22 protein-coding genes and 3 tRNA genes are annotated in these 23,139 nt (G+C 48.5%); 8 read left to right on the plus strand and 17 right to left on the minus strand.

Translation table 11 applies throughout. The features are described 5' to 3' along the window. Window positions 1-3: 3 nt before the first annotated feature. From K4H25_RS16075 to folD, 8 genes are all read right to left on the minus strand, one after another. Window positions 4-399, minus strand: coding sequence for a hypothetical protein (locus K4H25_RS16075; RefSeq protein ID WP_221021392.1), 396 nt, complete (start codon window positions 397-399; stop codon window positions 4-6). Next, window positions 396-2,711 carry an electron transport complex subunit RsxC gene (gene rsxC, locus K4H25_RS16080; protein WP_221021393.1) on the minus strand — a complete coding sequence of 772 codons (2,316 nt, stop codon included), beginning with the start codon at window positions 2,709-2,711 and terminating at the stop codon, window positions 396-398. Before rsxC ends, K4H25_RS16075 begins: the two co-directional genes overlap by 4 nt. Continuing rightward, the gene (gene rsxB / locus K4H25_RS16085; protein ID WP_221021394.1) at window positions 2,712-3,272 is read right to left on the minus strand and encodes an electron transport complex subunit RsxB; all 561 of its coding nucleotides are present in this window, start codon (window positions 3,270-3,272) and stop codon (window positions 2,712-2,714) included. It lies immediately after the preceding gene. A gap of 84 nt (window positions 3,273-3,356) precedes the next feature. After that, complete coding sequence (rsxA, locus tag K4H25_RS16090) at window positions 3,357-3,938, minus strand: electron transport complex subunit RsxA (RefSeq protein WP_173532406.1); 582 nt, start codon at window positions 3,936-3,938, stop codon at window positions 3,357-3,359. A gap of 285 nt (window positions 3,939-4,223) precedes the next feature. Continuing rightward, window positions 4,224-4,826 carry a DUF1294 domain-containing protein gene (locus tag K4H25_RS16095; protein ID WP_221021395.1) on the minus strand — a complete coding sequence of 201 codons (603 nt, stop codon included), beginning with the start codon at window positions 4,824-4,826 and terminating at the stop codon, window positions 4,224-4,226. A 119-nt stretch (window positions 4,827-4,945) separates the two neighbouring features. Beyond that, window positions 4,946-5,329, minus strand: coding sequence for a hypothetical protein (locus tag K4H25_RS16100; RefSeq protein WP_221021396.1), 384 nt, complete (start codon window positions 5,327-5,329; stop codon window positions 4,946-4,948). Between the two features lie 210 nt (window positions 5,330-5,539). Further along, on the minus strand, window positions 5,540-6,559 hold the full coding sequence (locus tag K4H25_RS16105; protein ID WP_221021397.1) for a quinone-dependent dihydroorotate dehydrogenase: 1,020 nt from the start codon (window positions 6,557-6,559) through the stop codon (window positions 5,540-5,542). A gap of 109 nt (window positions 6,560-6,668) precedes the next feature. Then, window positions 6,669-7,523 (minus strand): bifunctional methylenetetrahydrofolate dehydrogenase/methenyltetrahydrofolate cyclohydrolase FolD, encoded by an 855-nt coding sequence (gene folD / locus K4H25_RS16110; protein WP_221021398.1) that lies wholly within the window; start codon window positions 7,521-7,523, stop codon window positions 6,669-6,671. A gap of 121 nt (window positions 7,524-7,644) precedes the next feature. On the opposite strand from folD, the gene K4H25_RS16115 reads away from it, so the two are divergent. The 3 genes from K4H25_RS16115 to K4H25_RS16125 all read left to right on the plus strand — a co-directional run bounded on the left by K4H25_RS16115 (window position 7,645) and on the right by K4H25_RS16125 (window position 7,935). Then, window positions 7,645-7,721 (plus strand) — tRNA-Pro (locus tag K4H25_RS16115). A 24-nt stretch (window positions 7,722-7,745) separates the two neighbouring features. After that, window positions 7,746-7,822, plus strand: a tRNA-Arg gene (locus K4H25_RS16120). A 37-nt stretch (window positions 7,823-7,859) separates the two neighbouring features. Next, window positions 7,860-7,935, plus strand: a tRNA-His gene (locus K4H25_RS16125). 226 nt (window positions 7,936-8,161) lie between these two features. On the opposite strand, the gene K4H25_RS16130 is transcribed toward K4H25_RS16125, so the two are convergent. Together K4H25_RS16130 and K4H25_RS16135 are read right to left on the minus strand one after the other, a co-directional pair. Next, window positions 8,162-8,386, minus strand: coding sequence for a hypothetical protein (locus tag K4H25_RS16130; protein ID WP_221021399.1), 225 nt, complete (start codon window positions 8,384-8,386; stop codon window positions 8,162-8,164). Beyond that, window positions 8,383-8,526, minus strand: coding sequence for a hypothetical protein (locus K4H25_RS16135; RefSeq protein ID WP_221021400.1), 144 nt, complete (start codon window positions 8,524-8,526; stop codon window positions 8,383-8,385). The genes K4H25_RS16130 and K4H25_RS16135 overlap by 4 nt, the downstream gene beginning before the upstream one ends. Before the next feature lie 115 nt (window positions 8,527-8,641). Between K4H25_RS16135 and K4H25_RS16140 the strand changes: the two genes are divergently transcribed. From K4H25_RS16140 to K4H25_RS16155, 4 genes are all read left to right on the plus strand, one after another. Continuing rightward, window positions 8,642-8,866: a helix-turn-helix domain-containing protein gene (locus tag K4H25_RS16140; protein WP_221021401.1), complete on the plus strand. Its 225-nt coding sequence runs from the start codon at window positions 8,642-8,644 to the stop codon at window positions 8,864-8,866. A gap of 605 nt (window positions 8,867-9,471) precedes the next feature. Beyond that, window positions 9,472-10,827 (plus strand): DUF2075 domain-containing protein, encoded by a 1,356-nt coding sequence (locus tag K4H25_RS16145; protein WP_221021402.1) that lies wholly within the window; start codon window positions 9,472-9,474, stop codon window positions 10,825-10,827. A gap of 1,047 nt (window positions 10,828-11,874) precedes the next feature. Further along, window positions 11,875-13,311: an exodeoxyribonuclease I gene (gene sbcB / locus K4H25_RS16150; protein WP_221021403.1), complete on the plus strand. Its 1,437-nt coding sequence runs from the start codon at window positions 11,875-11,877 to the stop codon at window positions 13,309-13,311. 219 nt (window positions 13,312-13,530) lie between these two features. Then, a complete protein-coding gene (locus K4H25_RS16155) occupies window positions 13,531-13,749 on the plus strand; it encodes a DUF6500 family protein (RefSeq protein WP_221021404.1) in 219 nt (72 codons plus the stop codon). Between the two features lie 78 nt (window positions 13,750-13,827). On the opposite strand, the gene K4H25_RS16160 is transcribed toward K4H25_RS16155, so the two are convergent. Next, window positions 13,828-17,724, minus strand: coding sequence for a CHASE domain-containing protein (locus K4H25_RS16160; protein WP_221021405.1), 3,897 nt, complete (start codon window positions 17,722-17,724; stop codon window positions 13,828-13,830). A gap of 100 nt (window positions 17,725-17,824) precedes the next feature. Next, complete coding sequence (locus K4H25_RS16165; RefSeq protein ID WP_221021406.1) at window positions 17,825-18,466, minus strand: LysE/ArgO family amino acid transporter; 642 nt, start codon at window positions 18,464-18,466, stop codon at window positions 17,825-17,827. Between the two features lie 80 nt (window positions 18,467-18,546). Here K4H25_RS16165 and K4H25_RS16170 point away from each other — a divergent pair, with 80 nt between their 5' ends. Next, a complete protein-coding gene (locus K4H25_RS16170; protein ID WP_221021407.1) occupies window positions 18,547-19,449 on the plus strand; it encodes a LysR family transcriptional regulator ArgP in 903 nt (300 codons plus the stop codon). An 84-nt stretch (window positions 19,450-19,533) separates the two neighbouring features. On the opposite strand, the gene rplS is transcribed toward K4H25_RS16170, so the two are convergent. The 5 genes from rplS to ffh form a co-directional block, all read right to left on the minus strand. Continuing rightward, window positions 19,534-19,914, minus strand: coding sequence for a 50S ribosomal protein L19 (gene rplS, locus K4H25_RS16175; protein ID WP_221021408.1), 381 nt, complete (start codon window positions 19,912-19,914; stop codon window positions 19,534-19,536). Window positions 19,915-19,959: 45 nt separating this feature from the next. After that, window positions 19,960-20,721, minus strand: a complete 762-nt coding sequence (gene trmD, locus K4H25_RS16180) for a tRNA (guanosine(37)-N1)-methyltransferase TrmD (protein ID WP_221021409.1) — start codon at window positions 20,719-20,721, stop codon at window positions 19,960-19,962. A 32-nt stretch (window positions 20,722-20,753) separates the two neighbouring features. Beyond that, window positions 20,754-21,296: a ribosome maturation factor RimM gene (gene rimM / locus K4H25_RS16185; RefSeq protein ID WP_308419424.1), complete on the minus strand. Its 543-nt coding sequence runs from the start codon at window positions 21,294-21,296 to the stop codon at window positions 20,754-20,756. Window positions 21,297-21,299: 3 nt separating this feature from the next. Further along, window positions 21,300-21,542, minus strand: a complete 243-nt coding sequence (gene rpsP / locus K4H25_RS16190; protein ID WP_173532418.1) for a 30S ribosomal protein S16 — start codon at window positions 21,540-21,542, stop codon at window positions 21,300-21,302. Between the two features lie 196 nt (window positions 21,543-21,738). Beyond that, the gene (gene ffh / locus K4H25_RS16195; protein ID WP_221021410.1) at window positions 21,739-23,082 is read right to left on the minus strand and encodes a signal recognition particle protein; all 1,344 of its coding nucleotides are present in this window, start codon (window positions 23,080-23,082) and stop codon (window positions 21,739-21,741) included. Between the last annotated feature and the right edge of the window lie 57 nt (window positions 23,083-23,139).

Consider the following 23,139-nt stretch of genomic DNA (forward strand, 5'->3'; position numbering starts at 1 on the left):
TACTTAATAAGGAAGATCATCAACCGCCACCCCAATGAAATCGGGGGCGGGATCTTGCACAAACTGCACGGCATCAATGTATTCAGCGCCCTGAATATAGGCTTTGAGTACGCGATGCATGCCATCCATAACGCGACCGTCTTGCGATAAAATAATCGGATAAGCTAAGTTGCTTGCCGTAATCAATTTGACGTGCTCGGCAATCACTCGCCCCGTTGGCTGTTCGCCGCCGACGTCAAACCAGTAGTTCTGATCTAACTCAGCGATCTGACTTAAGGGCACACGTACCAAGGGCAACTGCCCACTTTGCGCAATCAGATGATGCACATCCCATGCTTTCAAGCCTTCGGGCGACGGCCGTAAATGATATTGCTTGCGCATCGACGCTAAATCGCTCATTGCGCATCCTTATCCGACTGCGCAGCCTTCGCGGCTTTTTTGGCTGCCGCAGCAGCCATTGCCGCACGAATCTTGGCGGCTTTTTCTTCGTCGATGGCCGGTTTTTCAGCCACAGCCTCGACGGTCTTTTCAACACCCGCAATAACCGGCTCGACGACAGGAGCGGCGTCACCCGCTGCCTTCGCTGCTTTTTTAGCTGCCGCAGCAGCCATTGCCGCACGAATCTTGGCGGCTTTTTCTTCGTCGATGGCCGGTTTTTCAGCCACAGCCTCGACGGTCTTTTCAACACCCGCAATAACCGGCTCGACGACAGGAGCGGTGTCACCCGCAGCCTTCGCTGCTTTTTTGGCTGCTGCTGCAGCCATTGCAGCGCGAATCTTGGCGGCTTTTTCTTCATCTATCGCCGGTTTCTCAACCGTTGCTGGCGCAACGACGGGCGCAGGAACGGATTCACCCGCGTCCTTCGCGTCTTGTACTGCTTTCTCGGCCTTTTTGGCTGCCGCTGCAGCCATTGCCGCACGAATCTTGGCGGCTTTTTCTTCATCCATCGCTGGTTTAGCTACAGTATCTTGCTGTAAGCCAGCACCAGCAACATCTGCAGGGTTATGCGCTGCGGGGGTATTTGCAGCAGCTTTTTTCGCAGCTGCTGCTGCCATCGCAGCTTTAATTTTCGCCGCTTTATCGGCGTCGATTGTTGGCGCAGCCGCGCTGCTTGCAGGCGTTTCACCTTTGGCGGCCGCCGCACGTGCCATTGCCGCACGAATTTTCGCGGCTTTATCGTCGCCATCAGCAGCAGGCGCCACGCTGACCTCCGTTGCAGCAACTTCACCCACCGGTGGTTTTGGCGCGGCGCTGGCCGAAACAGATTGACCCGCAGCTCGCGCCGCTAAGCGCGCGGCTTTTTCTTCTTTTTCACGCTCTTCGCGGAACTGCTTAAATTCGTGGCGTTCACGCGCGGTATCGGCAGATTTTTTCGCGCGCTCGGCATCCCAGATTTCGGATTTGGCAAAGCGATAATAATCCACCAGCTGAATACTCGATGGGCACACATAAGCGCAAGCGCCGCATTCGATGCAATCAAATAGATTGCGCTCTTGCGCCTTGCCAAAGTTTTTACTACGCGCAAACCAATACAAATCCATGGGCTGCAATTCTTGCGGACACGCTACCGCGCATTCGCCACAACGAATACACGGCATTTCACGAGGTTTTTCGGGGAAGTTCGCCGCATCCATCGCAATAATGCAGTTACCGGCCTTGGTTAAACCGACTTGTGTTGATGGCAAGGTAAAGCCCATCATCGGCCCGCCATAAATGCAGTCACTGGGTGATTTCAGTCCGGCAAATTTTAATAAATCGTCAATCGGCGTACCAATCAAAGCCTCAACATTGCACGGTTTTTCGACATTACCGGTGAGCGTGACCACCCGTGAAATCACCGGCTCAGCGTGCTCTAGCGCCGCATAAATACTGTAAATCGTCGCCACATTAAAGCATTGCACGCCCAAATCGGTGGAACGAACGCCGCTAGGCACTTCGATATTAGTCAGCAGTTTAATCAGTTGTTTAGCGCCACCCGATGGGTAAAGTGTCGGTACCACCACGACTTGAGCGCTAAATCCGCAGCCCATTAGCGCCGTACGCAAAGCTTCAATCGCCTCGGGTTTATTGTCTTCGATGCCGATGAGCACTTGATTGGCATTGAGTAATTGCCGAACAATGGCAATGCCGGCAACGATCTCAATGGCGCGCTCGCGCATTAATCGATCATCGCAAGTGATATACGGCTCACATTCAGCGCCGTTAATAATCAAGGTATCGAGCGGCTCGCGGCTGATTAGCTTCAGATGCGACGGAAACACCGCACCGCCCTGCCCAACCACGCCCATGTTTTGCACGTATTCGCGAATCGCTTTGGCGTCACCCCGTTGCATCGCGGCGCGCCAATCAAATTTTTCGCGCGCAATCCATTCATCGAGCCCGTCGCTGGCCAATGTCAGGCAGCTTTGCGTCAAACCCGATGGATGCGCCACGGCTTGCGCATCAAGCGCAATGACTTGCCCCGACGTTGGCGCGTGCACTGCAGCTGAAATATTGCCATTGGCTGCGGCAATCATTTGTCCTTTGAGGACGCGATCCCCCACGCTCACTAAGGGCTGCGCGATATTGCCAATGCTTTGCTGCAAAGGAATCGATAACCGTGCCGGAATCGGCATCGCCACAATCGGCGAGCGATTGGATAAATCTTTCATCTCGGGCGGATGAACGCCACCATGAAATGGAAAAATCTCGTAACTCAACGTCGCACTCATTTATTTCACCTGCTTTAGTTGAATCACCGGATAACGCCATTTCCATGTATTCACGTTTTCACCGACAACAACCATATCGATGCAATCGACTGGGCACGGCGCAATACACAGCTCGCAACCAGTGCATTCTGATTCAATCACCGTATGCATCTGCTTGGCGGCGCCAACAATCGCGTCGACTGGGCAGGCTTGAATGCACAGCGTACAGCCGATACACACGTCTTCACGAATCACCGCCACCGCACGTGGTTTTTCGGCCGCGCCGCCGCCATCATCAAAAGGAATAAATTCTTTACCCAGCAACTCCGCCAGTTTATGAATCCCATCCGTTCCACCCGGTGGACATTGATTAATCGGCGCTTCATCATTGGCAATCGCCGTCGCATACGGTTTACAACCCGGATAGCCGCACTGGCCGCACTGGGTTTGTGGCAACACTGCGTCGATTTTATCCACCAAGGGATCTTCATCGACCTTAAATTTAATCGCCGCCCAACCCAAAACTGCGCCAAGCAACACGGCCAATCCGGCCATCAAAGCCAGTGCGAATAGAAAACTCATTCAAATACCTTAATCAAACAGGGGAATGGGGAATAGGAAATGATACGGGGCAACAACGCCCTATTCCCGACACCCGACTCATAATCATTTAACCAATCCGGCAAAACCCATAAATGCCAAACTCATCAAGCCCGCGGTAATAAACGCCGCTGGTGTGCCTTTAAAGGCTTGCGGAATATCTGCGCCCTCGAGGCGTTCGCGCATCGCGGCGAACAAAATCAAAATCAACGAGAAACCCACCGCCGAGCCAAAGCCAAACACCAAGGATTCCAAAAAAGTATGCTTGGCAGTTGAATTTATCAGCGGCACACCGAGCACCGCGCAATTGGTGGTAATCAGCGGCAAATAAATCCCCAAGGCCTGATACAACACTGGGCTGGCTTTATGGATAAACATCTCGGTAAATTGCACAATCGCCGCAATCACGACAATAAACGCCAGCGTGCGCAAGTATTCCAGATGCCAGACAATCAACACTTGGTCGATCATCCACGACGTACCCGACGCCAAGGTCAACACGAATGCGGTCGCCAGACCCATACCGATCGACGCTTCGAGTTTTTTTGATACGCCCATAAATGGGCAAAGCCCCAAAATCCGCACCAGCACCACGTTGTTCACCAACACCGCACCGACGAGTAATAAGAGGTAATGATTCAAATCCATGATGTTCTCAGCCCTTGAGGGATTGTACTGGGGTATTGACCTAGAAGCTTTAACCAGCAATAGCTACAACTCGATACATCCACTTTATTTTTCAAACTCTTTCAAACAGCAAAGCCGCATGGGCTCGCCCCAACACAACCGACAGCGCCATATTGATCACAACAAAACAAAACGTGATCGTGATCGTGATCATCGTAGGGCGGGTTAGCCTGCGTAACCCGCCAATTTGATTCGGTTGTAAAGCATCGCAATCAGCGCGGGTTGATACAACCAACCCCTAGGTGACTAACCCGATGTCGCCGTAGCATATACAACAGGCAAGAACCATAAGCCGACAAGATTGCCGATCACAGTCAGCAGATAGGTCCAACGAAACGATCCCTTTTGAGTTTTATGGCGAAAAACACGTTGTGCAATCCATGCTCCAGGCCAGCCACCAAGTAAAGCCAAGCCATGTAAAGTATCTTCAGGGGTACGCCTTTCTTGATTTTGAGCTTGTGTTTTATCTCGTCCGTAAGCGAAAAAAGCACAAATACTAAGCAATAAAACAACCGGAAAAATCAATTGACCCAATCCACTGCGCCAAATTAAGGCTGGCCATAAAATCAGTAACATCAAAGTCAAACTATCAATCAAATCCCATCCCGACGACGTCACCTTCTTCTTGATTGGACGAGCTAGTTGACCAACAACAGCTGCCAGAGCTAATTGCCGCCCCTGTCCATCTCTCCCTGCCTCAAACGTCACGAGATCGCCAATTTGAGGGCGGCCTTTTGTCGTTCGTTTAATCGCTTTGATATGCAAAAAATAACGCTCGCCATTTTCTGTAGAAACAAAACCAAACCCTTTATCATCGTTCCACTGAATAAGCTTTCCATTTTTTATCATCTGGCTTCTCTTAATCCGACACAGTTAATCTGACACAGCGAGCTAGCTCGTAGGATGAGTGGCGCAAAGCGAAACCCACATCAATCGATGGGTATCGCCAAAAATCGGCTCAACCCATCCTACTTGGTTTTAAACGGCACACCGCTTGGTGCTGGCTGCTCATCTGCCGCTTCACACCCAAACAGCACCTCCCCGCCTTGCTCATGCACCCAATGCTGGCCGATTTGGCGTTGGTCAGTGGCGAATTTGGTTTTTTTGCGTTTGATTAGCCGCTTGACCATCAATTGCACTTCTTTGGGGGCGCTGGCGATGGTGCTCAGTACCGCCGTTTCATGCTGATTGCCGCCGTCTAGCGCGTCTTTTACCACGGTATTCCATACGGTGAGCACCGTGCGCATAACGCCGGCGAACTGCGCCTTTGAGCAGCCATTAGGTAAACCAACTAACACCGGCTGGGCAAAAGTCAAAATAACTTGGGTAATTTGTTCGTCTTGAGCGTTCAACAGAAATCCTTTTTCAACTAAATGGGCCAACCCGCAACCGCGTTTTTGCTGGCTTATTGCGCGGGTTTTGCTTACTGCGTTTACGTCTAGTCATCAGCGACCTACGTTGGCGCTCAATCCCGAGTGTGGCACGAATGGGATTGAGCTTAACGTATCTTTCATGATGATTTCATGACCTAGATCGTTGAAATATCACGATGCGCGCTGGCTTTACGCACGGGCAATGGCTTGGGCGCAATCGGCAATCAATTGCGGACCTTCATAAATCAAGCCGCTATAAATCTGCACCACGGCGGCACCCGCACGGATTTTTTCCGCTGCATCCTCGCCGGACACAATGCCGCCAACGCCAATAATCGGCAAAGCACCATCGAGCACGCGCGACAATTCGCGAATCACCGAAGTAGATTTGGCCCGCACCGGTTCACCCGATAGGCCGCCAGCTTCTTGACCATGCCGCAGATGTTCAACGCCAGTACGCGACAAGGTGGTATTGGTGGCAATCACGCCGTCGATTTGATTGGCGATAAGTAATTCGCCCATTTCTTGGATTTGATTGCCATCCAAATCCGGCGCAATTTTGACGGCGATGGGCACATAGCGATCATATTGATCGGCCAAACGCGCTTGTTCGGTTTTTAATGCCTGCAATAGCGCGCCAAATTCACTGGCTTGCTGCAATTGCCGCAGGTTTTTGGTATTCGGGCTAGAGATATTCACCGTCACATAGCTGGCGTGGTTATACACCTTACGCAAACCGATAAGATAATCATCAACGGCATTTTCTATCGGGGTATCGGCGTTTTTGCCAATATTGATGCCGAGTACACCCTTATACTGGCTGGCTTCTACATTTTTGATCAGCTGATCAACGCCGCCATTATTAAACCCCATGCGGTTAATAATCGCCCGCGCTTCTGGCAAACGAAATAAACGTGGCTTGGGATTACCGGTTTGTGGGCGCGGCGTTACCGTACCGATTTCTAAAAAGCCAAACCCTAATTCCGCCAAGGTATCAATGTAATCGCCATTTTTATCCAAACCCGCAGCCAAGCCGACGGGATTGGGGAACTCAATGCCCATCACCGTCACTGGATTATTTTGCACTGTTGGCGTTAGCGTGCGCAAAAAGCCCGTGCTGTGCAGCAAGCCCAAGCCTTTAAATGCCGCGTGATGCGCGCGCTCCGCATCCATCATAAACAGCAGCGGTTTAGCCAGTTGGTAAGCCATGTTATAAAACCTTGTAAGTCAGTGAATTGGGATAGGTGATTGGGGATTGGTGAATGGGGATTGGTAAGGAATAAACATTCCCTACACCCCAATCCCTATTCCCTACGTCTTATTTACTGCGATTTACGCAAGCGTCATACGTATTTTGCATCAATGTCGCCACCGTCATCAAACCCACGCCGCCCGGTACTGGGGTAATCCAGCTGGCGCGCTCTTTGGCCGCATCAAATTCAACGTCGCCGCACAATTTGCCGTTTTCTAAGCGATTGATACCCACGTCAATGACGATGGCACCTTCTTTAATCCATTCGCCTTTAACAAAGTTAGGAATCCCCACGCCCGCCACCACCACATCCGCACCGCGAACTTTCTCGGCCAAATCTTTGGTTTTGCTATGGCAAATCGTTACTGTTGCTCGCGCTAACAACAATTCTAATGCTTGTGGACGACCAACAATATTGCTCGCGCCCACCACCACCGCATCTTTACCGACCAAATCAATGCCGGTTTTTTCCAGCAAAGTCATCACACCACGTGGCGTGCATGGCCGCAGCAAAGGCATTTTCAACACTAAACGGCCAATATTGTAGGGATGAAAACCATCCACATCCTTAATTGGGTCGATCAATTCAATTACTTTATCGGCATCAATATGCTTAGGCAGCGGCAATTGCACCAAAATCCCATCCACATCGTCGCGAGTATTGAGTTCGGCAACCAGCTTTAATACCTCGGCTTCTGAAGTATCAGCTGGCAAATCATAAGCAAATGAGGTAATTCCGGCGTTTTCACACTGGCGTTTTTTATTACCAACATAAACTTGTGACGCCGGATCGCTACCAACCAGAATCACAGCCAAGGCTGGAGCACGTTGACCAGCTGCGACGCGTGCATCGACTTTAGTGCGTACTTCAGCAACAATTTCTTGAGAAATGGCTTTGCCATCAAGGATCTGGGCAGTCATGGGCTTACTCCGGCTGTTCTAGTGAAGGGGCGCATTTTCTCACTATTTTACTTTTTTCACAAAAAAGTTCGCACAAGGTGTTGACGGGAAGAATTTGGCAACGTATAGTTCGGCCTCTGTTCGGGGCGTAGCGCAGCCCGGTAGCGCACCTGGTTTGGGACCAGGTGGTCGTGAGTTCGAATCCCACCGCCCCGACCAGAAACACTTAGTAGTAAATACGGAGCTCCCGTAGCTCAACCGGATAGAGCAACGACCTTCTAAGTCGTAGGTTACAGGTTCGATTCCTGTCGGGTGCGCCAAGCATGCCGAGAATTCGCAGATTATAAAAGTTTTGTGGTGGCTGTAGCTCAGTTGGTAGAGTCCAGGATTGTGATTCCTGTTGTCGTGGGTTCGAGCCCCATCAGCCACCCCACAAAAATCAAGGCCTCAACGCAAGTTGGGGCCTTGTTCATTTCCGCTTCAAAATCTCACACGGCACTCGGTAGGCAAACTCAGTATTTTTTGCCTACATGCGCAAAGTCAAAAAACCCATTCAACCTCTAGCAACACTCTTTTTACGATTCTCATCAAAAAATTGATTGAGCCATTCAGTTACTGGCTTGTGAATTCATCGCGTTCAGTCATGCTCGTCAGAGCAACTAACCCAGCTCAACTCGATTGCAATAATCCACGCTACGGTCGCTGCCGATTTTGGCAACCAGCACCAAATCGCTGTAACGCGACAATTGCATCCCTGTCGATGCAATCCGTACCGACTCCTGCGCTAAATGTGAATCAGGGGTATGCATTGAATACTTAACGGGTTCTAGCTCGATATTATTCGAAACAGCCGTTTCCGGTACGAGCGCGAAGCGCAAAATCATGCCATCACGGCAAGAAAAGCAAAATGCGCGCCTTGACCATCATTAAATTGCCAATCAGAACCTGCGCGGCTCAGCTTAGCATGCTGAACGCTATCTTTATCAAACCCCAAACCAATGAGTTGTTGCTGCACTTCGCGCAAACAACAAACCTCAGAGGACCGGATCAATAAAATAAAGCCCAAAGTGTGACTTATCGTCCGTAGACCAATAAGTCACACCACCTGGATCATGCGATAACACTCGAGTGAGAAACGCATGGTCAATCAAGAACTGATTGTATTTGGATTACGACTCAAACAACTTCGCCTTGAACAAGGGCTGAGCCAAGAGCAGCTAGGTTTATTGGCCGACTTAGATCGTACTTATATCAGCGGCATTGAACGAGGAGTACGCAATGTCAGCCTCTTGAATATTTTACGCCTAGCCAATGCTCTCAACCTTCCTGCCATTAAGCTTTTTGAGCAGGGAGGCCGATCATGATGCCTCAACGTGCACTGTACTCAAGCTCCCTCGTTGACTTTTTGACCGAATCCACCGACTCAATTATTGGTAAAATCACACAACAGCACTCGCAACATATCGAATTTTTACAAACCGGAGCATGGCAGGTTCAGATCGAGATTTTGCAGCAAGCTCTGAAGCCACTGGATAGTGGACACTTGCTATTCGAAGCCCAAATCCCACGCATGGGACGACGTGCTGATGTGGTCTTAATCTACCAAAATGTTATTTTTGTCATCGAATGTAAAATTGGAGCGCAACATTTTCATGCACAAGATTTGCGTCAAGCTCATGGTTACGCACTAGATTTACATCACTTTCATGCTGATAGCCATAATAAAATGATTGTGCCAATGCTATTAGCGAGTAAGGCGGCTAATGCACAACTCAAACTATCGAACACCATCGACAATGTCTTTCACCCTGTAAAAGTTACGCCACAAACGCTGCTCTCAGCAATTGAATTGTGCACTCTCCACATGCCAACACGACCTTCCGTTGTGATTGAGTATTGGCTCAAAGCGGGTTATCACCCTACGCCAACAATCATCGAAGCCGCACAGGCTTTATATGCAAATCACGACGTGAATGATATTTCCCGAAATGATGCTGGAGCGGTCAATTTAGAAATTACATCGCAGCGTATTCAAGATATTGTTCACCAAGCCAAACTCAAACAACAAAAAGCTATTTGCTTTGTGACTGGTGTACCCGGCACGGGAAAAACGCTCGTTGGACTCAATATTGCAACCTCACATCAGCATCTCCATGATGATGAGCATGCTGTGTTTTTATCGGGCAATGGTCCTTTGGTAGAGGTATTAACCGAAGCCCTAGCAAGAGATGCCATCGAGCGCGGTTCACTGTACAGCAAAGCACACGAACTACGATCAGCAGAGGCGAAAATTCAAAACATTCATCGTTTCCGCGATGAATCACTCAAAGACTTAACTGCCGCGCCCCCCGAGAAAGTCGTCATCTTTGATGAAGCGCAGCGAGCTTGGGATTTGGCCAGTACCGCCAAATTCATGACACAGAAACGTGGCCAAAAAGCATTCAACCAATCTGAACCGGACTTTCTAATTAGCGTAATGGATCGACATTGCGATTGGTGTGTGATTGTGGCTTTAATTGGTGGAGGTCAAGAGATCAATACTGGGGAGGCCGGTTTACAAGGCTGGGTTGATGCCTTAGTCTCCAGATATCCGCACTGGTCTGTTCACTTCTCCGAAAAGCTCAGCCAAATTGAATACGCAGGACGTGATGTTTGCTTTGCTGGCATTAAAAATGCCTACGCAGAACCTAGTTTGCATTTATCAACGTCAATGCGCTCTTTTCGCGCCGAAACCTTATCGCACATGATTCATTATCTGATTGCAAATGAGGCAGACAAAGCAGCGGGCTGCTACCAAAAATTTTCAGCCAATTTTTCTATCAAGGTGACTCGCGATTTAACGAGCGCCAAAAATTGGATAAAAAACCAAGCTAGAGCCAATGAAACCAAGGGACTTATTGCATCCTCCGGTGGCATTCGATTAAAACCCGAAGGTATCTTTGTGAAAAATCGCCTCGCAGCAGCTGACTGGTTTTTGAATTCGCCTGAGGATGTTCGCTCTTGTCATTACTTAGAAGATGTCGCCACTGAATTTGACATACAAGGATTGGAGCTCGACTGGAGCATTGTTGCTTGGGATGCTGATTATCGCTACCGAAAAGGCCGGTTCGAGCACTGGAAGTTTACCGGTTCAAGTTGGAAACAGCGCAACAAAGAAGAGCAAAAACGTTATCTTGAGAACGCATATCGCGTTCTATTAACAAGAGCGCGCCAAGGCTTAATTGTGTTCGTACCAAAAGGCGACGAACAAGATGACACTCGTCTCCCTAAGTTTTATGACGAGACATACGATTACTTAGTTGCATGCGGTCTCGACCAAATCTAAACCTACACTGTGGTACGACGTAGGGCTTAATCACCAAAGGCACTTTACGTCGAATACCCTACCTTATTGATGTATTCGATCGCAGCCCTTCAATTGCAAAGCTTAGCAGGAAATACATCAACTTTAAGGTAAATCTCATTGAGTGAGAGCTGCCTTAAAGATGGAATTCTTGCTCACAAGCCCCCTTCGTTTTTAAGGCCGAGATGATTTGCTGAGCATTTGCGCCACGCTGCGCCGCATAGAGCTGTTGGTTCTCAGCGATGGCTGCACCCATTGATGAATTATCACGTCTGGCGTACTACCTTCTGGTACATATTGATTGGCCAGCGGTTTTTAGATGCGTTCAACTAACTCAAGAAAATGGGTTCACGATGATAATTAACTCTAATGTAACTTTGTGCAGTGTATCTGTATCTAGCTATTACTAAATAAGGCTCGGTTTTATATACGTATCAATAAATATTAATGTCAAATTCAAAAATGAATAAATAGACCAAACTCGATTGGGTAGCTGTAGGTATATGCTGCGGTGAGTGGCACTCATTTTGACGTTCATTGGCTCATCGACGAACTGCAGAAAATATCAGTATTGCTTCTGCTAAGAATACGCCCGCCCCCCCCCTAAAATCGCGCCCAATTATTGTACGTTCAACGGGTTTAGTCCCTAAAAACCCAGTACATCAATACCTAGCTTCCAATCGCTGCTAACTCAGGCAATCCGTCTTTGTCACACAGCAATCAACACGTACTCAACGTCATTAGATGTTCTAAAAAAACGGCAAATTGAGAGAGACAACACTCTAAAAATATCTCTAATGGTTTGCTGTGCGAAGGCGTGGCGTTGCAGTGTTAAACGTCAATCCAAAATCAGCTTTGCGGTTATTAATTTCGGCATTAGTGCTTTGACCAAGCGGCGTCCTTCTTGCTCTTGCGCGGGTGTTAATGGCAGGTCAGGCTAGATTTTCGCTTCTCGCTTTTAATTTTGCCACGCCCAAAATGGCGTAATCCCGTTATGATGACAAGGTTTAATTAACTGACGGTAGCGCAATGGATAGCACTTTTTTCTGGCACGATTACGAAACCTTTGGCGCAACGCCGCGCTTGGATCGACCCAGCCAGTTTGCCGGGATTCGTACCGATAGCGAGCTCAATGAGATCGGCGAGCCGCTGATGATCTATTGCCAGCCCGCCAATGATTTTTTGCCCGATCCTTTTGCTTGCCTACTCACGGGCATTACCCCGCAAACATGCTTAGAAAAAGGCGTGCCCGAAAATCAATTTGCCAATTTAATCGAACGCGAGCTAGCTCAGCCGGGAACAATTGGTGTGGGTTACAACACCATTCGTTTTGATGATGAAGTCACCCGCTATCTGTTTTGGCGCAATTTAATGGATCCTTATGCGCGGGAATGGCAGAACGATTGCTCGCGCTGGGATTTGCTCGATGTGGTTCGAGCTTGCTATGCACTGCGCCCTGCAGGGATTGAATGGCCAGTCAATGACGAAGGGAAAGTCAGCTTTAAGCTTGAGCACTTAAGCCAAGCCAATCATTTGGCACATGAGGCAGCGCATGATGCCTTGTCGGACGTCAGAGCGACGATTGCTTTAGCGCGCTTGATCCGCGAAAAACAACCGCGGCTGTTTGATTTTTGCCTTGCTTTACGCAAAAAAGATCGTGTTTTTGACGAAATCAATTTGGCCAACCCCAAGCCTTTTATTCATATTTCGGGCATGTATGGGGTTGATCGCGGCAACTTGGCGATCGTTTGGCCGCTGGCGACGCACCCCACCAATAAAAATGAAATCATCGTTTGGGATTTGGCCTTTGATCCTAGCGAGCTATTTACGCTGGACGCGGCAACGATGCGCGAGCGCATGTTTAGCAAACAAGCCGATTTAGCCGAGGGCGTTACACGGCTCCCCATCAAGACCATTCATGCCAATAAATCGCCGATTGTGGTCAACAATTTAAAAACGCTAAGCGCAGAGCAAGCGACCCTTTGGGGGGTTAATCTGGACCTCATTCAAACGCATGCCGCTAAGTTGGCCAATAGCCCTGATTTAAGCCCGATTTGGCGCGATGTTTTTAAGCGGAATAACCAAGGCGAAACCATTGATGTCGATGCCAATTTATACGGCGGCTTTGTTTCTCCGACCGATCGCCGTACGCTGAACCGCATTCGCACCCTCTCGCCAGAAAAACTCGCGCTAGAACAAGCGCACTTTGACGACAGACAGCTAGAAGAATTATTTTTCCGCTATCGCGCCAGAAATTACCCAACGAGCTTAAACGAACAAGAAGTGCAGCGCTGGGACAAATGGCGTAGTGAGAAACTGTTTGATGGTGCCGCAGGTGCGCGAACGCTCGAAGCGTATAGCGAAGAAATTGATCGCCTTTCAGAAGACACCGACGAGCGCGGTGAAACAATTTTGGCAGCGCTTTATGATTACGCAGAAATGATTGCGCCAGAAATAAATTATTGAGGTATTAGTCTGTAGCCTATTATTTTTATAATCTACAGGTCAATACCTATAAATTCTGATAAATAAGTCATCTCAGTTAGGCGCTGGCTGGCCTGCGAAAGAGTGGCCAATTGGGGCCATTCACGCTGATATTGGCATTGCTTTCGCGGGCAAGCCCGCTCCTACGGGATTTTGCTAGGCTGGGTCGCTAATCGGGAAATAAATTCAGGGATTACCGCAGTGAGTCCAATACTTAAACAAAAAATCCTACAGGTTTGTGAGCAGAAAATCGCGGCAAAGGGCGAAAACGTGGGCTTATCTTTTTATGCTTTTTTCGCCAATAAAAACACCAATCCCGCCCTATTGATGGAGGCTGCCACGTGGTGGATTCAAACGCATCAGCTCGATCATTTTGAAAAAGCCAGCAAAATTAAAGCGCTGGTTGATGCACAAGATTGACGTTGAATGACTGTTATTTTAAAAAACCATTGCAACGGCGAATGCAGCATCAGGATCAGCAGGCGTACTACCTCGTCGTCAACTTGTTTGCACTGGGGATGGTTTCATCCCCCATTTCTCAATTGTTTTTTTCAAATCTTCGATCTTGACTGGTTTTGAGAGAAAATCATTCATCCCCACGGCGTAGCAATGGCGGATATCTTCAGCAAACGCATTCGCGGTGAGCGCGACAATTGGAATACTTCGTTTTGCATTATCGAGTGTGCGAATCGCCTCCGTCGCCGCAAAACCGTCCATTTCTGGCATTTGGCAATCCATAAACACTAAGTCGTAATCATTTTGTTGTACCGCATTGAGCGCCTCACGGCCATCGGCGACCACGTCGACCCGACAACCGATTTTCTCTAACATCAATACCGCAATTTTTTGATTAATTTGATTGTCCTCTGCCAGCAAAACATAGGTTTTATGCTGCATTTCAGCAATATGATGCACCGTCACCAAGGCCCTTTCATCCTCAGGCTTTTGCTGCAGATTGAGTACTTCGTTTAAACACGCATGTAATTGCGCAGTACGAATCGGTTTACTTAAAAATGCGGCAAAGCCAATTTCTTTGGCCAATGCGGCCTGCCCTTGCTGACTCACGGCGGTTAATAACACCAGAGGAAGGCTAGCATCCAATTGTCGAATAGCGCGGCCCAAGCCTAAGTTATCGACAATAGCGACGATAAAATCAGACTGATTAGCGAGCCGAGCGAGCACAGCGGCCTCATCGGCAAACACCTCAACGACTAAACCCATACTTTGTAATTGCAAACTGAGCAATTCGCGATTAATTGCAAAGTGCTCCAGCAGCAAAACTCGCTGCCCCTGTATGGACGGCGCCAAGCTAGGCTGACCGCTATCGCTTTCGGCAGCATCAAGCAAAAGATTAAACGAGAAAGTGGCGCCAGCGCCAAGCTGACTCTTTAGCTTAATATGACCACCCATAATCTCGCATAAGCGCTTACAAATCGACAATCCCAAGCCCGTACCACCAAATTGACGCGTGGTGGATGAGTCGGCCTGAGTAAAGGGCTGAAATAATTTAAGCTGCACTTCTGGCGAAATGCCCACCCCAGTGTCTGAGATGGCAATAAAGAGTCGATATTGCCGCTCATTGACTGGCTCGGCATGAACTCTGGCAATCACTTCACCTTGCGCGGTAAATTTAATCGCGTTATTGAGCAAATTAAGCATAATTTGCCGAATGCGAGCAGGATCACCACGCAGCCGCCACGGCGTAGAGGGATCAATCAAGCATGCCATGGTGAGATTTTTTTCTGCTGCTTTGGTCGAAACTAGATCGAATGTGTCCTCTAAAGTACAGCGAACATCAAAATCGATCTGCTCAATTTCTAATTTACCGGCTTCAATTTTTGAAAAATCGAGCAAATCATTAATTTGGCACAGCAATAAATCACCACCGGAATGAATCGCAGCCAAAAATTCATGTTGTTGACGATTTAATTCGGTATCGGCTAATAGCGATGAAAAGCCTAAAATCGCATTCAGTGGCGTTCGAATTTCATGACTCATATTGGCTAAAAATGCACTCTTGGCTTTATTGGCTAATTCAGCGATATTCAGTGCTTCGGATAATTCATTTTCTATTTGTTTTCGTGCCGTTAAATCCATAATAATGGCGCCAAAATACACTGCACCATTAAATTCCCAAGCCGATAGCGAACAGGCAATGGGAAATTCATGCCCTTGCCGGTGTAATGCCAATAATTCTGTTTGTTGTGCAAAGCCCATTTCGCTGTCCGCCTTGGCATTCGCAGCAAAAACAGCCTGATAAATAGCTCGGTCTGCTGGTGAAATCATTATTAATAAACTATCACCGAGGATTTCTTCTTTGCGATAGGCAAATAATTTTTCGGCACTGGCGTTAAATGACAGAATTCGCCCAGAGGCATCGGTAACAATAATGGCCTCACCTGCGGTATCGACCAGCGAACTAAATTTGGCCTCAGATTCTCGCAACGACGCGGCCATTGTTTTTGCCAAGCGCATCGCTTTATGATTACTCAGCAATAAGGTGCGCAATAAGGCAAACAACAAAACACTCACCAGTAAGCCACCCATCAAAATATTTCTTTCATTTTGATAACCAACAGCGGCAACAAACGCCTTGCTGGGCGCGAGCTGTAATGTCCATTGGTGATTAGGTAAATTCAATGTAAATACCTGCGGGCGTAAATCTGAATCTCCCCAAGCCGGTGTCGTCTGATTCGCAAACATCAACGCCTTAGGGTTCGTGGTAGCGCCATCAAATAACTGGAGATGAAACTGTTGCAAGCCTTGTCCTAGCGTAGCCAAGGTCCAATCTTTCATCCGAAATGGGCTGGCAATCACGCCACGAAAAGCAGCTTGCCGCTGCGCCACGGTATTCGTCGGCATCGCACGCTGAAATACCGGCACCATTAAGATGCTGCCGTTTTGTTGATCTTGCTGCGTTTCTTGTCGCAACTTGATTTTGCCAGTAAGCGTTGGCTGGCCGGTATCGCGAGCCAATTCAATCGCATGACGTCGTACTACTTCAGAATACAGATCAAAACCGATAGCACGCTGGTTTCGCCAAGTATTCGGCTCCAGATAAGTAACGATCGTATAAATTTCTCGCTCACCCGCCGGTTGAACTTGGAAGTTTGGCCTGATTTTTTGCTGCGTTTTTTCAAACTGCGATTTTTGCGCCGCGCCACGTAGATACGCGGCATAGCTGATGCCCTGCACGCCCGGTAGGCGCTGTTGGATAAATAAGTGCTCGATATACTGATGCCACTCTTCGGGGCTAGTAATCTCTTTAATAGCAAATAAGCCATTCACACTGAGTAAAATGTGCTCATAGATTTTAATTCTTTCAATGATCCGCTCGGCCAATTCCTGTGCTTGACGATTAAATTGCAATTGATTTTGTTCGCGCCGACTTTTTTGTGCCTGATCCCAAGCAGTAATGGTCAAAGCAATGCCAATCAACAGCACCAACCAAGGCATTAAATCTTTGGCGTCAACGCGATGGCTCAGTGCGAGTCGTTGGCGCTCATTCAAATCAGCCGCTAAGGCCAAACCAATCACACACCAAACCGCGACAAAACTATCGAGTGAAATCAGCGCACTATTTAAATCCTGATCAGCAAATGACCCACGCCCTTGCAAAGTCGCCCAGATAGCTACGGAAACCACTACAAACACACAGGCAGTAACGCCTCGACCCTGATCATGCCAAGCGGCCCAAGCGATTGGCGGCAATAATAAAAGCAGTAATAAGGGGGAGCTTTGGGCAAAAACAGGCGTAAAAACAATGGCCAATAGCAGCGCTAAAATGGCAAAAAACGCCATGATAATGCGAAGTTTTGGTAATGGTTTTCGCTCTAGTGCTGCCGACCAAAAACATAAAACCAAGGGCGTCATCACCAAAATGCCGCAAACGTCGCCCATCCACCAAGTGCTAAACACATTCAACCATGCTGCGGCAGGTAATACACCACCCCAGATCAAACTCAAACAACCAATCAGCGCACTACAGAGTGCAGCTAATAATGCAATTAAGACCAAACGAAATACATTTTGAAAGCGCGCCAATAATTGAGCATGCCCAATCCAGCGTTCAATCAGCATCGCCCCCACGAAGGCTTCCAGCGAGTTGCCAACACCAATCGCTGCGCAGACCAAAATGCTTTGCAGATTGATCGGTAAATTTTGCACCCACAGATTGGTGAGATTAGCGGCGAATGCCGCTATCACTAGGAAGGGTATTGAGCGATAACCGATGAGAATCATGCCTGCGATGGCAATACCCGCAGGTGGCCAAATTGGCGAGACACTGGTTGCGGCAAATGCCAGATGCAAACTGTATTTGGCCACCACAAAATACAGCAATCCAAATAGGCAACTCGGCAAGTAAGTAGGCAAAAAGCCAAATGGCTGACGCATCCTATGGGTACCTATTGAGTTAAATACTTACGTATTACTCAATATAGCCAACAAACCTATCAAAAAGCGTCATTTAATCGTCAAGAAAATCTATATTTTACTAAGCCATTACCAAGCTGCCTGCTAAAAACAACATCGTTCCACCGGTAATACCATCAATCCATTGCCAAGCAATCGGGCGCGACAAATATCGCGACAATGCTTGTGCCGCAAAACCCAATACCGAAAACCACAAAAGTGATGCCGTAGCGGCCCCCAAAATAAAGCTAGGCTGCATTGCCAGCGGATAACTACCGCCAATTGAACCCAATAGCACCACGGTATCCAGATAGACATGCGGGTTCAGTAGAGAAATCGCCAAAATGGTCAACAAAGCACGTAAGGCAGTGATAGCCTCGGGCTGGACCTCCACCTGCAAAGTATTGCGTCGTAACACCGCCGCCCAACTGCGCAAGCCATAACACAGCAAAAAAGCCGCGCCGCCCCAGCGGGCAATCGACAATAAAATCGGTGATGACTGTACCAAGACTCCCATTCCGAGTACGCCTGCAGCAATCAGCAGCGCATCCAGCGTGATACACACCGCCAAGGTCAGCAATACATGCTGCTTTTGAATTCCCATTTTCAACACATACGCATTTTGCGCGCCAATCGCCATAATCAGCGCTGCGCACAAGCCTAAAGCCTTGGTAAAAACCAGCCAATCGAACGTCACAAAAACACCTCTTGAATGAGGTTTCATTGTCTGCAAATCACCCCAACAATTAAATATGATTTATTATTTCTAAGTAATCATTAAAATTTCTTAATTAAGGGGCGGCAATGCTCGATACCCATAAAGGCGAAGCGTTATTGGCGGTGATCGATAGCGGTAGCTTTGAACAAGCCGCCAAATGGCTACATCTCACACCATCGGCTGTTTCCCAACGAGTGAGCGCGCTAGAAAGCCAGCTTGGCACACCGCTCTTAATTCGCACCCGCCCTTGCCGCGCCACGCGCGCTGGCCAGCGTTTACTGCAATATCTGCGGCGCAGTCAGTTTTTAGAGCATGAGTTTTTAGCCGAACTTGAGCATGAACAGCAGCATTTTTTACCGGTGCCGATGGTGGTCAACCATGACACCCTAGCCACTTGGCTACTACCCGCCTTGAGCCAGTTTTTGCAAGATGAGCAGCTCTTACTCGACATTAGCTTGGACGACCAAGACCATACTTATGCCCAGCTGGAGAGTGGACAGGCCTTAGTGGGAATCTCCAGTGAATCGGAAGCATTACGTGGTTGCCGTGCTCAAGCACTTGGTATTATGCGCTACCGCCTATTGGCACATCCTGACTTTGCCAGCCGGTATTTTCCGCAAGGCTTGCAACGCGAAGCGGCGCGCCGTGCGCCATTGATGGTTTTTAATCGTAAAGATGCGCTGCAAAGTAACTTCTTATTGCGAACGCTCGGGCTACCTAGCACTCATCTCAATTGCCATTTCGTGCCATCAAGCGAAGCATTTTTACAAGCTATTGAATTGGGTTTGGGCTACGGCATGGTGCCTGAAATACAATACCAACCCGCAACTGGCCTGCGTCAATTAATTGATCTGGCGCCGAGCCAGCCCACCGACATCACGTTGTATTGGCATTGCTGGCAAGTACAATCTCCCAAACTTGAACGGCTCAGTCAAGCGGTGATCCAAGCGGCCAAGCTAGCGCTGTTACCATTAGCGACCGAGGGTTGAGCTCGGACGAAAAAAAACCCGCGATTTGCGGGTTTTTCTGCGCTACGCGGGGTAGCTGGCACTTGAGTCGTTGTGAAAAAGCAATTAAGCCTTAGCAGCAACCACTTTACGTGCTGGCAATTTTTCCTTAATACGTGCAGATTTACCTGAACGATCACGGAGGTAATACAATTTAGCGCGACGAACATCACCACGACGCTTAACTTCAACTGAAGCTACGAGTGGAGAGTAAGTTTGGAATGTACGCTCAACGCCCATACCAGAAGAAATCTTACGCACGATAAAGGCGCTGTTCAGACCACGGTTACGTTTAGCAATAACAATGCCTTCGTAAGCCTGTAGACGTTCACGAGTACCCTCTTTCACTTTTACGCTAACGATAACAGTGTCGCCAGGCGCGAAATCAGGGATTGCTTTGTTCAAGCGAGCAATTTCTTCTTGCTCAAGAATTTGTAACAAATTCATTTGGATACTACTCCGTATGTGAAACCGTACCTTCCACGCAATGGTTTAATCCATTGAGCTTGCTGAATATTCAGTTTTGAATTCAGCCAGAAGACGAGCTTCCTCTTTAGTTAACTGACGACCTTGCAACAAATCTGGGCGGCGTAACCAAGTACGCCCCAAAGATTGCTTTAGGCGCCAGCGCCTTATTGCGGCATGATTACCTGACATCAAGACATCAGGGACGATCATATCGCGATAATTTTCGGGACGGGTGTAATGCGGGCAATCCAGCAACCCATCCACAAATGAATCTTCTACCGCACTGGCAGCGGTATTTAATACCCCTGGAATCAGGCGGGATACGGCGTCGATTAAGATCATCGCGGGCAATTCACCACCCGATAAAACATAATCACCGACCGAAATTTCTTCGTCGACTTGCGATTGAATCACTCGCTCATCAACACCTTCATAACGCCCACATAACAAAACCAAACCCGGCATTTGCGCCAAAGCTTCGGCTTTTTTGTGCGTTAGCGGTGCACCTTGCGGTGACAAATAAACCGTATGCGGCACGACACCTAATTCACGCTGACGTTGCTTTGCAGCAGTCAACGCTGCATCCAAAGGTGCTGCAAACATCACCATGCCCGGACCACCGCCGAAGGGGCGATCATCAACGCGATGGTAATTGTCCGTCGTGTAGTTGCGCGGATTCCATGTTGTTAATCCGATTAAGTTTAATTCTACCGCGCGCCGAGTTACCCCATGCGCACTGATGGCATCAAACATTTCCGGAAATAAAGTAACAACATCAAATTGCATGCAAACCTAAGCACCGTGCCATGGAATTCGGATTAATAATCCAAACCCCAGTCCACGCGCATCACACGCGTCTCAAGATTGACATCAAGCACAACGTGTCCAACAAAAGGCACCAGGCGCTCTGTTGTTTCATCTTTTACAACGATGACATCGTTTGCGCCAGTTTCAAACAGCTTCTCAATGACGCCCAAGCGCTCGCCTTGCTCATTAAATACTGCCAAGCCAATTAAATCAGCCCAATAGTACTCACCTTCACCGGCGGCAGGCATGCTGCTACGCGGAATCGAAATTTCGCAGCCTTTAAGTGCAAATGCCGCATCACGGTCATTTACGCCTTCAAGCTTGGCGCCTAATTTCTTAGGTTGCACATGCGAATCAACGACTTTATAAGCACGAAAAACACCGTTTCGCCCCAGCCACCAGACTTTGTAGTCCAGCAAACTATCAGCATGTTCGGTATCCGCGACGAGGCTAATCCAGCCTTGAATGCCAAAAGCCCCGTTCACATAGCCCATCGATACCAAGTCATTGGGTATCTCAGTAGCAGAGTGCGAGGCCTTAAGATTGTTTGACACTGATTACTTAGCTGCGTTTTTGATCAAACGAGCAACAGTATCTGAAGGCTGAGCGCCAACACCTAACCAGTAAGTTAGACGATCTTGAGTCAAACGAACGGCTTCTTCAGCACCGCGAGCTTGAGGATTGTAGAAACCTACGCGCTCGATGAAACGACCATCGCGGCGGTTGCGCGAATCAGTCACAACGATGTTGTAGAACGGGCGATCTTTTGCGCCACCACGAGCTAGACGAATCACGACCATAATAAAACCCAATATTGGTAATTAGCAGAAAGGCGGCGATTCTGCCAGAAATCGGCGTTCACCGCAAGGACGAGCAGAGATTATGTTCTAAACGGCAATAGTGAATTGCTACAGCACCGCGACTTTAAAACAACTGCTGCATGGGTATCAAACCGAAGCCTCAACAATGCAAGGGCTACAACTAGATACCCATAAATCACATACCAGGCATCATGCCTTTTAAGCCACGCATCATTTTCATCATGCCGCCGCCGGAGAATTGCTTCATCATTTTTTGTGTTTGCTCGAACTGCTTAAGCAGACGATTAACTTCTTGCACCGTTACGCCAGATCCAGCTGCAATTCGGCGTTTACGACTGGCTTTTAAGAGCTCAGGCTTACGACGCTCAAGCGGCGTCATCGAATTAATAATGCCTTCAATTCGTGCCACTGATTTATCGTTCACTTGGCTATCGGCCATCGCCGCCATATTGCCTGGCAACTTATCCATCAAGGCCGACATGCCACCCATTTTTTTCATTTGCTGAATTTGGGTTTTAAAGTCTTCCAGATCAAATCCTTTACCGGACTTGACCTTTTTCATCATCTTGAGCGCTTCGGCCTCATCGACTGAATTTTTAACGTCTTCAATCAAAGAGAGTACATCACCCATACCGAGTACACGGCTGGCCATCCGATCCGGATGGAATGGCTCAAGTCCGGTGAGTTTTTCTCCGGTACCTAAGAATTTAATTGGCTTGCCGGTCACGTGCCGTACTGACAGTGCCGCGCCCCCGCGCGAATCGCCGTCCATCTTGGTCAGAACAATACCGGTCAATGGCAAAGTTTGATTAAAGGCTTGGGCGACATTCACCGCATCTTGACCTTGCATTGCGTCAACGACAAACAGCGTTTCAACCGGATTCACCGCCGCATGCAGGGCTTTGATTTCAGCCATCATCGCTTCGTCAATCGCTAAGCGACCCGCCGTATCGACGATTAATACGTCATAAAAATGACGTTTCGCATGATCAATCGCCGCCAAGGCGATATCCACCGGCTTTTGACTCACATCAGACGGGAACCAATCCACCGTTAATTGACCAGCCAGCGTTTTGAGCTGTTCAATCGCCGCCGGGCGATAGACGTCGGTTGATACCAACAGGACTTTCTTCTTTTGGGTTTCTTTCAGTAACTTGGCTAACTTACCCGATGTCGTCGTTTTACCGGCACCTTGCAAGCCCGCCATCAAAATAACGGCTGGTGGTACTGCGGCCAAATTAAGCGCATCATTTTGTGCGCCCATTAACTTGGTGAGCTCTTCGTAAACGACACCAATCAAGGCCTGCCCTGGCGTTAAGCTACCAACAACTTCTTGGCCTTCCGCACGAACTTTGACGTCAGCGATAAATTGCTTCACCGCTGGCAGAGCCACGTCGGCTTCGAGCAGCGCCATGCGAACTTCGCGCAGCGCATCCTTCATATTGTCTTCAGTCAAGCGGGCGTTACCGCGCAGCGTTTTAACTACACCACCCAAGCGGCCGGACAGATTCTCAAACATGCGTTACACCTTTAATACGGTTGGTGCCGATTCGGCACCGACTCTGTTAGACTAAAC

Source organism: Deefgea piscis (assembly GCF_019665785.1).
Lineage (GTDB): Bacteria > Pseudomonadota > Gammaproteobacteria > Burkholderiales > Chitinibacteraceae > Deefgea.

Excerpts from the sequence above, each read along its gene's own strand:
- K4H25_RS16075 (WP_221021392.1), bottom strand. The coding sequence starts at position 399 with ATGAGCGATTTAGCGTCGATGCGCAAGCAATATCATTTACGGCCGTCG.
- rsxC (WP_221021393.1), bottom strand. The coding sequence starts at position 2,711 with ATGAGTGCGACGTTGAGTTACGAGATTTTTCCATTTCATGGTGGCGTT.
- rsxB (WP_221021394.1), bottom strand. The coding sequence starts at position 3,272 with ATGAGTTTTCTATTCGCACTGGCTTTGATGGCCGGATTGGCCGTGTTG.
- rsxA (WP_173532406.1), bottom strand. The coding sequence starts at position 3,938 with ATGGATTTGAATCATTACCTCTTATTACTCGTCGGTGCGGTGTTGGTG.
- K4H25_RS16095 (WP_221021395.1), bottom strand. The coding sequence starts at position 4,826 with ATGATAAAAAATGGAAAGCTTATTCAGTGGAACGATGATAAAGGGTTT.
- K4H25_RS16105 (WP_221021397.1), bottom strand. The coding sequence starts at position 6,559 with ATGGCTTACCAACTGGCTAAACCGCTGCTGTTTATGATGGATGCGGAG.
- folD (WP_221021398.1), bottom strand. The coding sequence starts at position 7,523 with ATGACTGCCCAGATCCTTGATGGCAAAGCCATTTCTCAAGAAATTGTT.
- K4H25_RS16130 (WP_221021399.1), bottom strand. The coding sequence starts at position 8,386 with ATGATTTTGCGCTTCGCGCTCGTACCGGAAACGGCTGTTTCGAATAAT.
- K4H25_RS16140 (WP_221021401.1), top strand. The coding sequence starts at position 8,642 with ATGGTCAATCAAGAACTGATTGTATTTGGATTACGACTCAAACAACTT.
- sbcB (WP_221021403.1), top strand. The coding sequence starts at position 11,875 with ATGGATAGCACTTTTTTCTGGCACGATTACGAAACCTTTGGCGCAACG.
- K4H25_RS16160 (WP_221021405.1), bottom strand. The coding sequence starts at position 17,724 with ATGCGTCAGCCATTTGGCTTTTTGCCTACTTACTTGCCGAGTTGCCTA.
- K4H25_RS16165 (WP_221021406.1), bottom strand. The coding sequence starts at position 18,466 with ATGAAACCTCATTCAAGAGGTGTTTTTGTGACGTTCGATTGGCTGGTT.
- K4H25_RS16170 (WP_221021407.1), top strand. The coding sequence starts at position 18,547 with ATGCTCGATACCCATAAAGGCGAAGCGTTATTGGCGGTGATCGATAGC.
- rplS (WP_221021408.1), bottom strand. The coding sequence starts at position 19,914 with ATGAATTTGTTACAAATTCTTGAGCAAGAAGAAATTGCTCGCTTGAAC.
- trmD (WP_221021409.1), bottom strand. The coding sequence starts at position 20,721 with ATGCAATTTGATGTTGTTACTTTATTTCCGGAAATGTTTGATGCCATC.
- rpsP (WP_173532418.1), bottom strand. The coding sequence starts at position 21,542 with ATGGTCGTGATTCGTCTAGCTCGTGGTGGCGCAAAAGATCGCCCGTTC.
- ffh (WP_221021410.1), bottom strand. The coding sequence starts at position 23,082 with ATGTTTGAGAATCTGTCCGGCCGCTTGGGTGGTGTAGTTAAAACGCTG.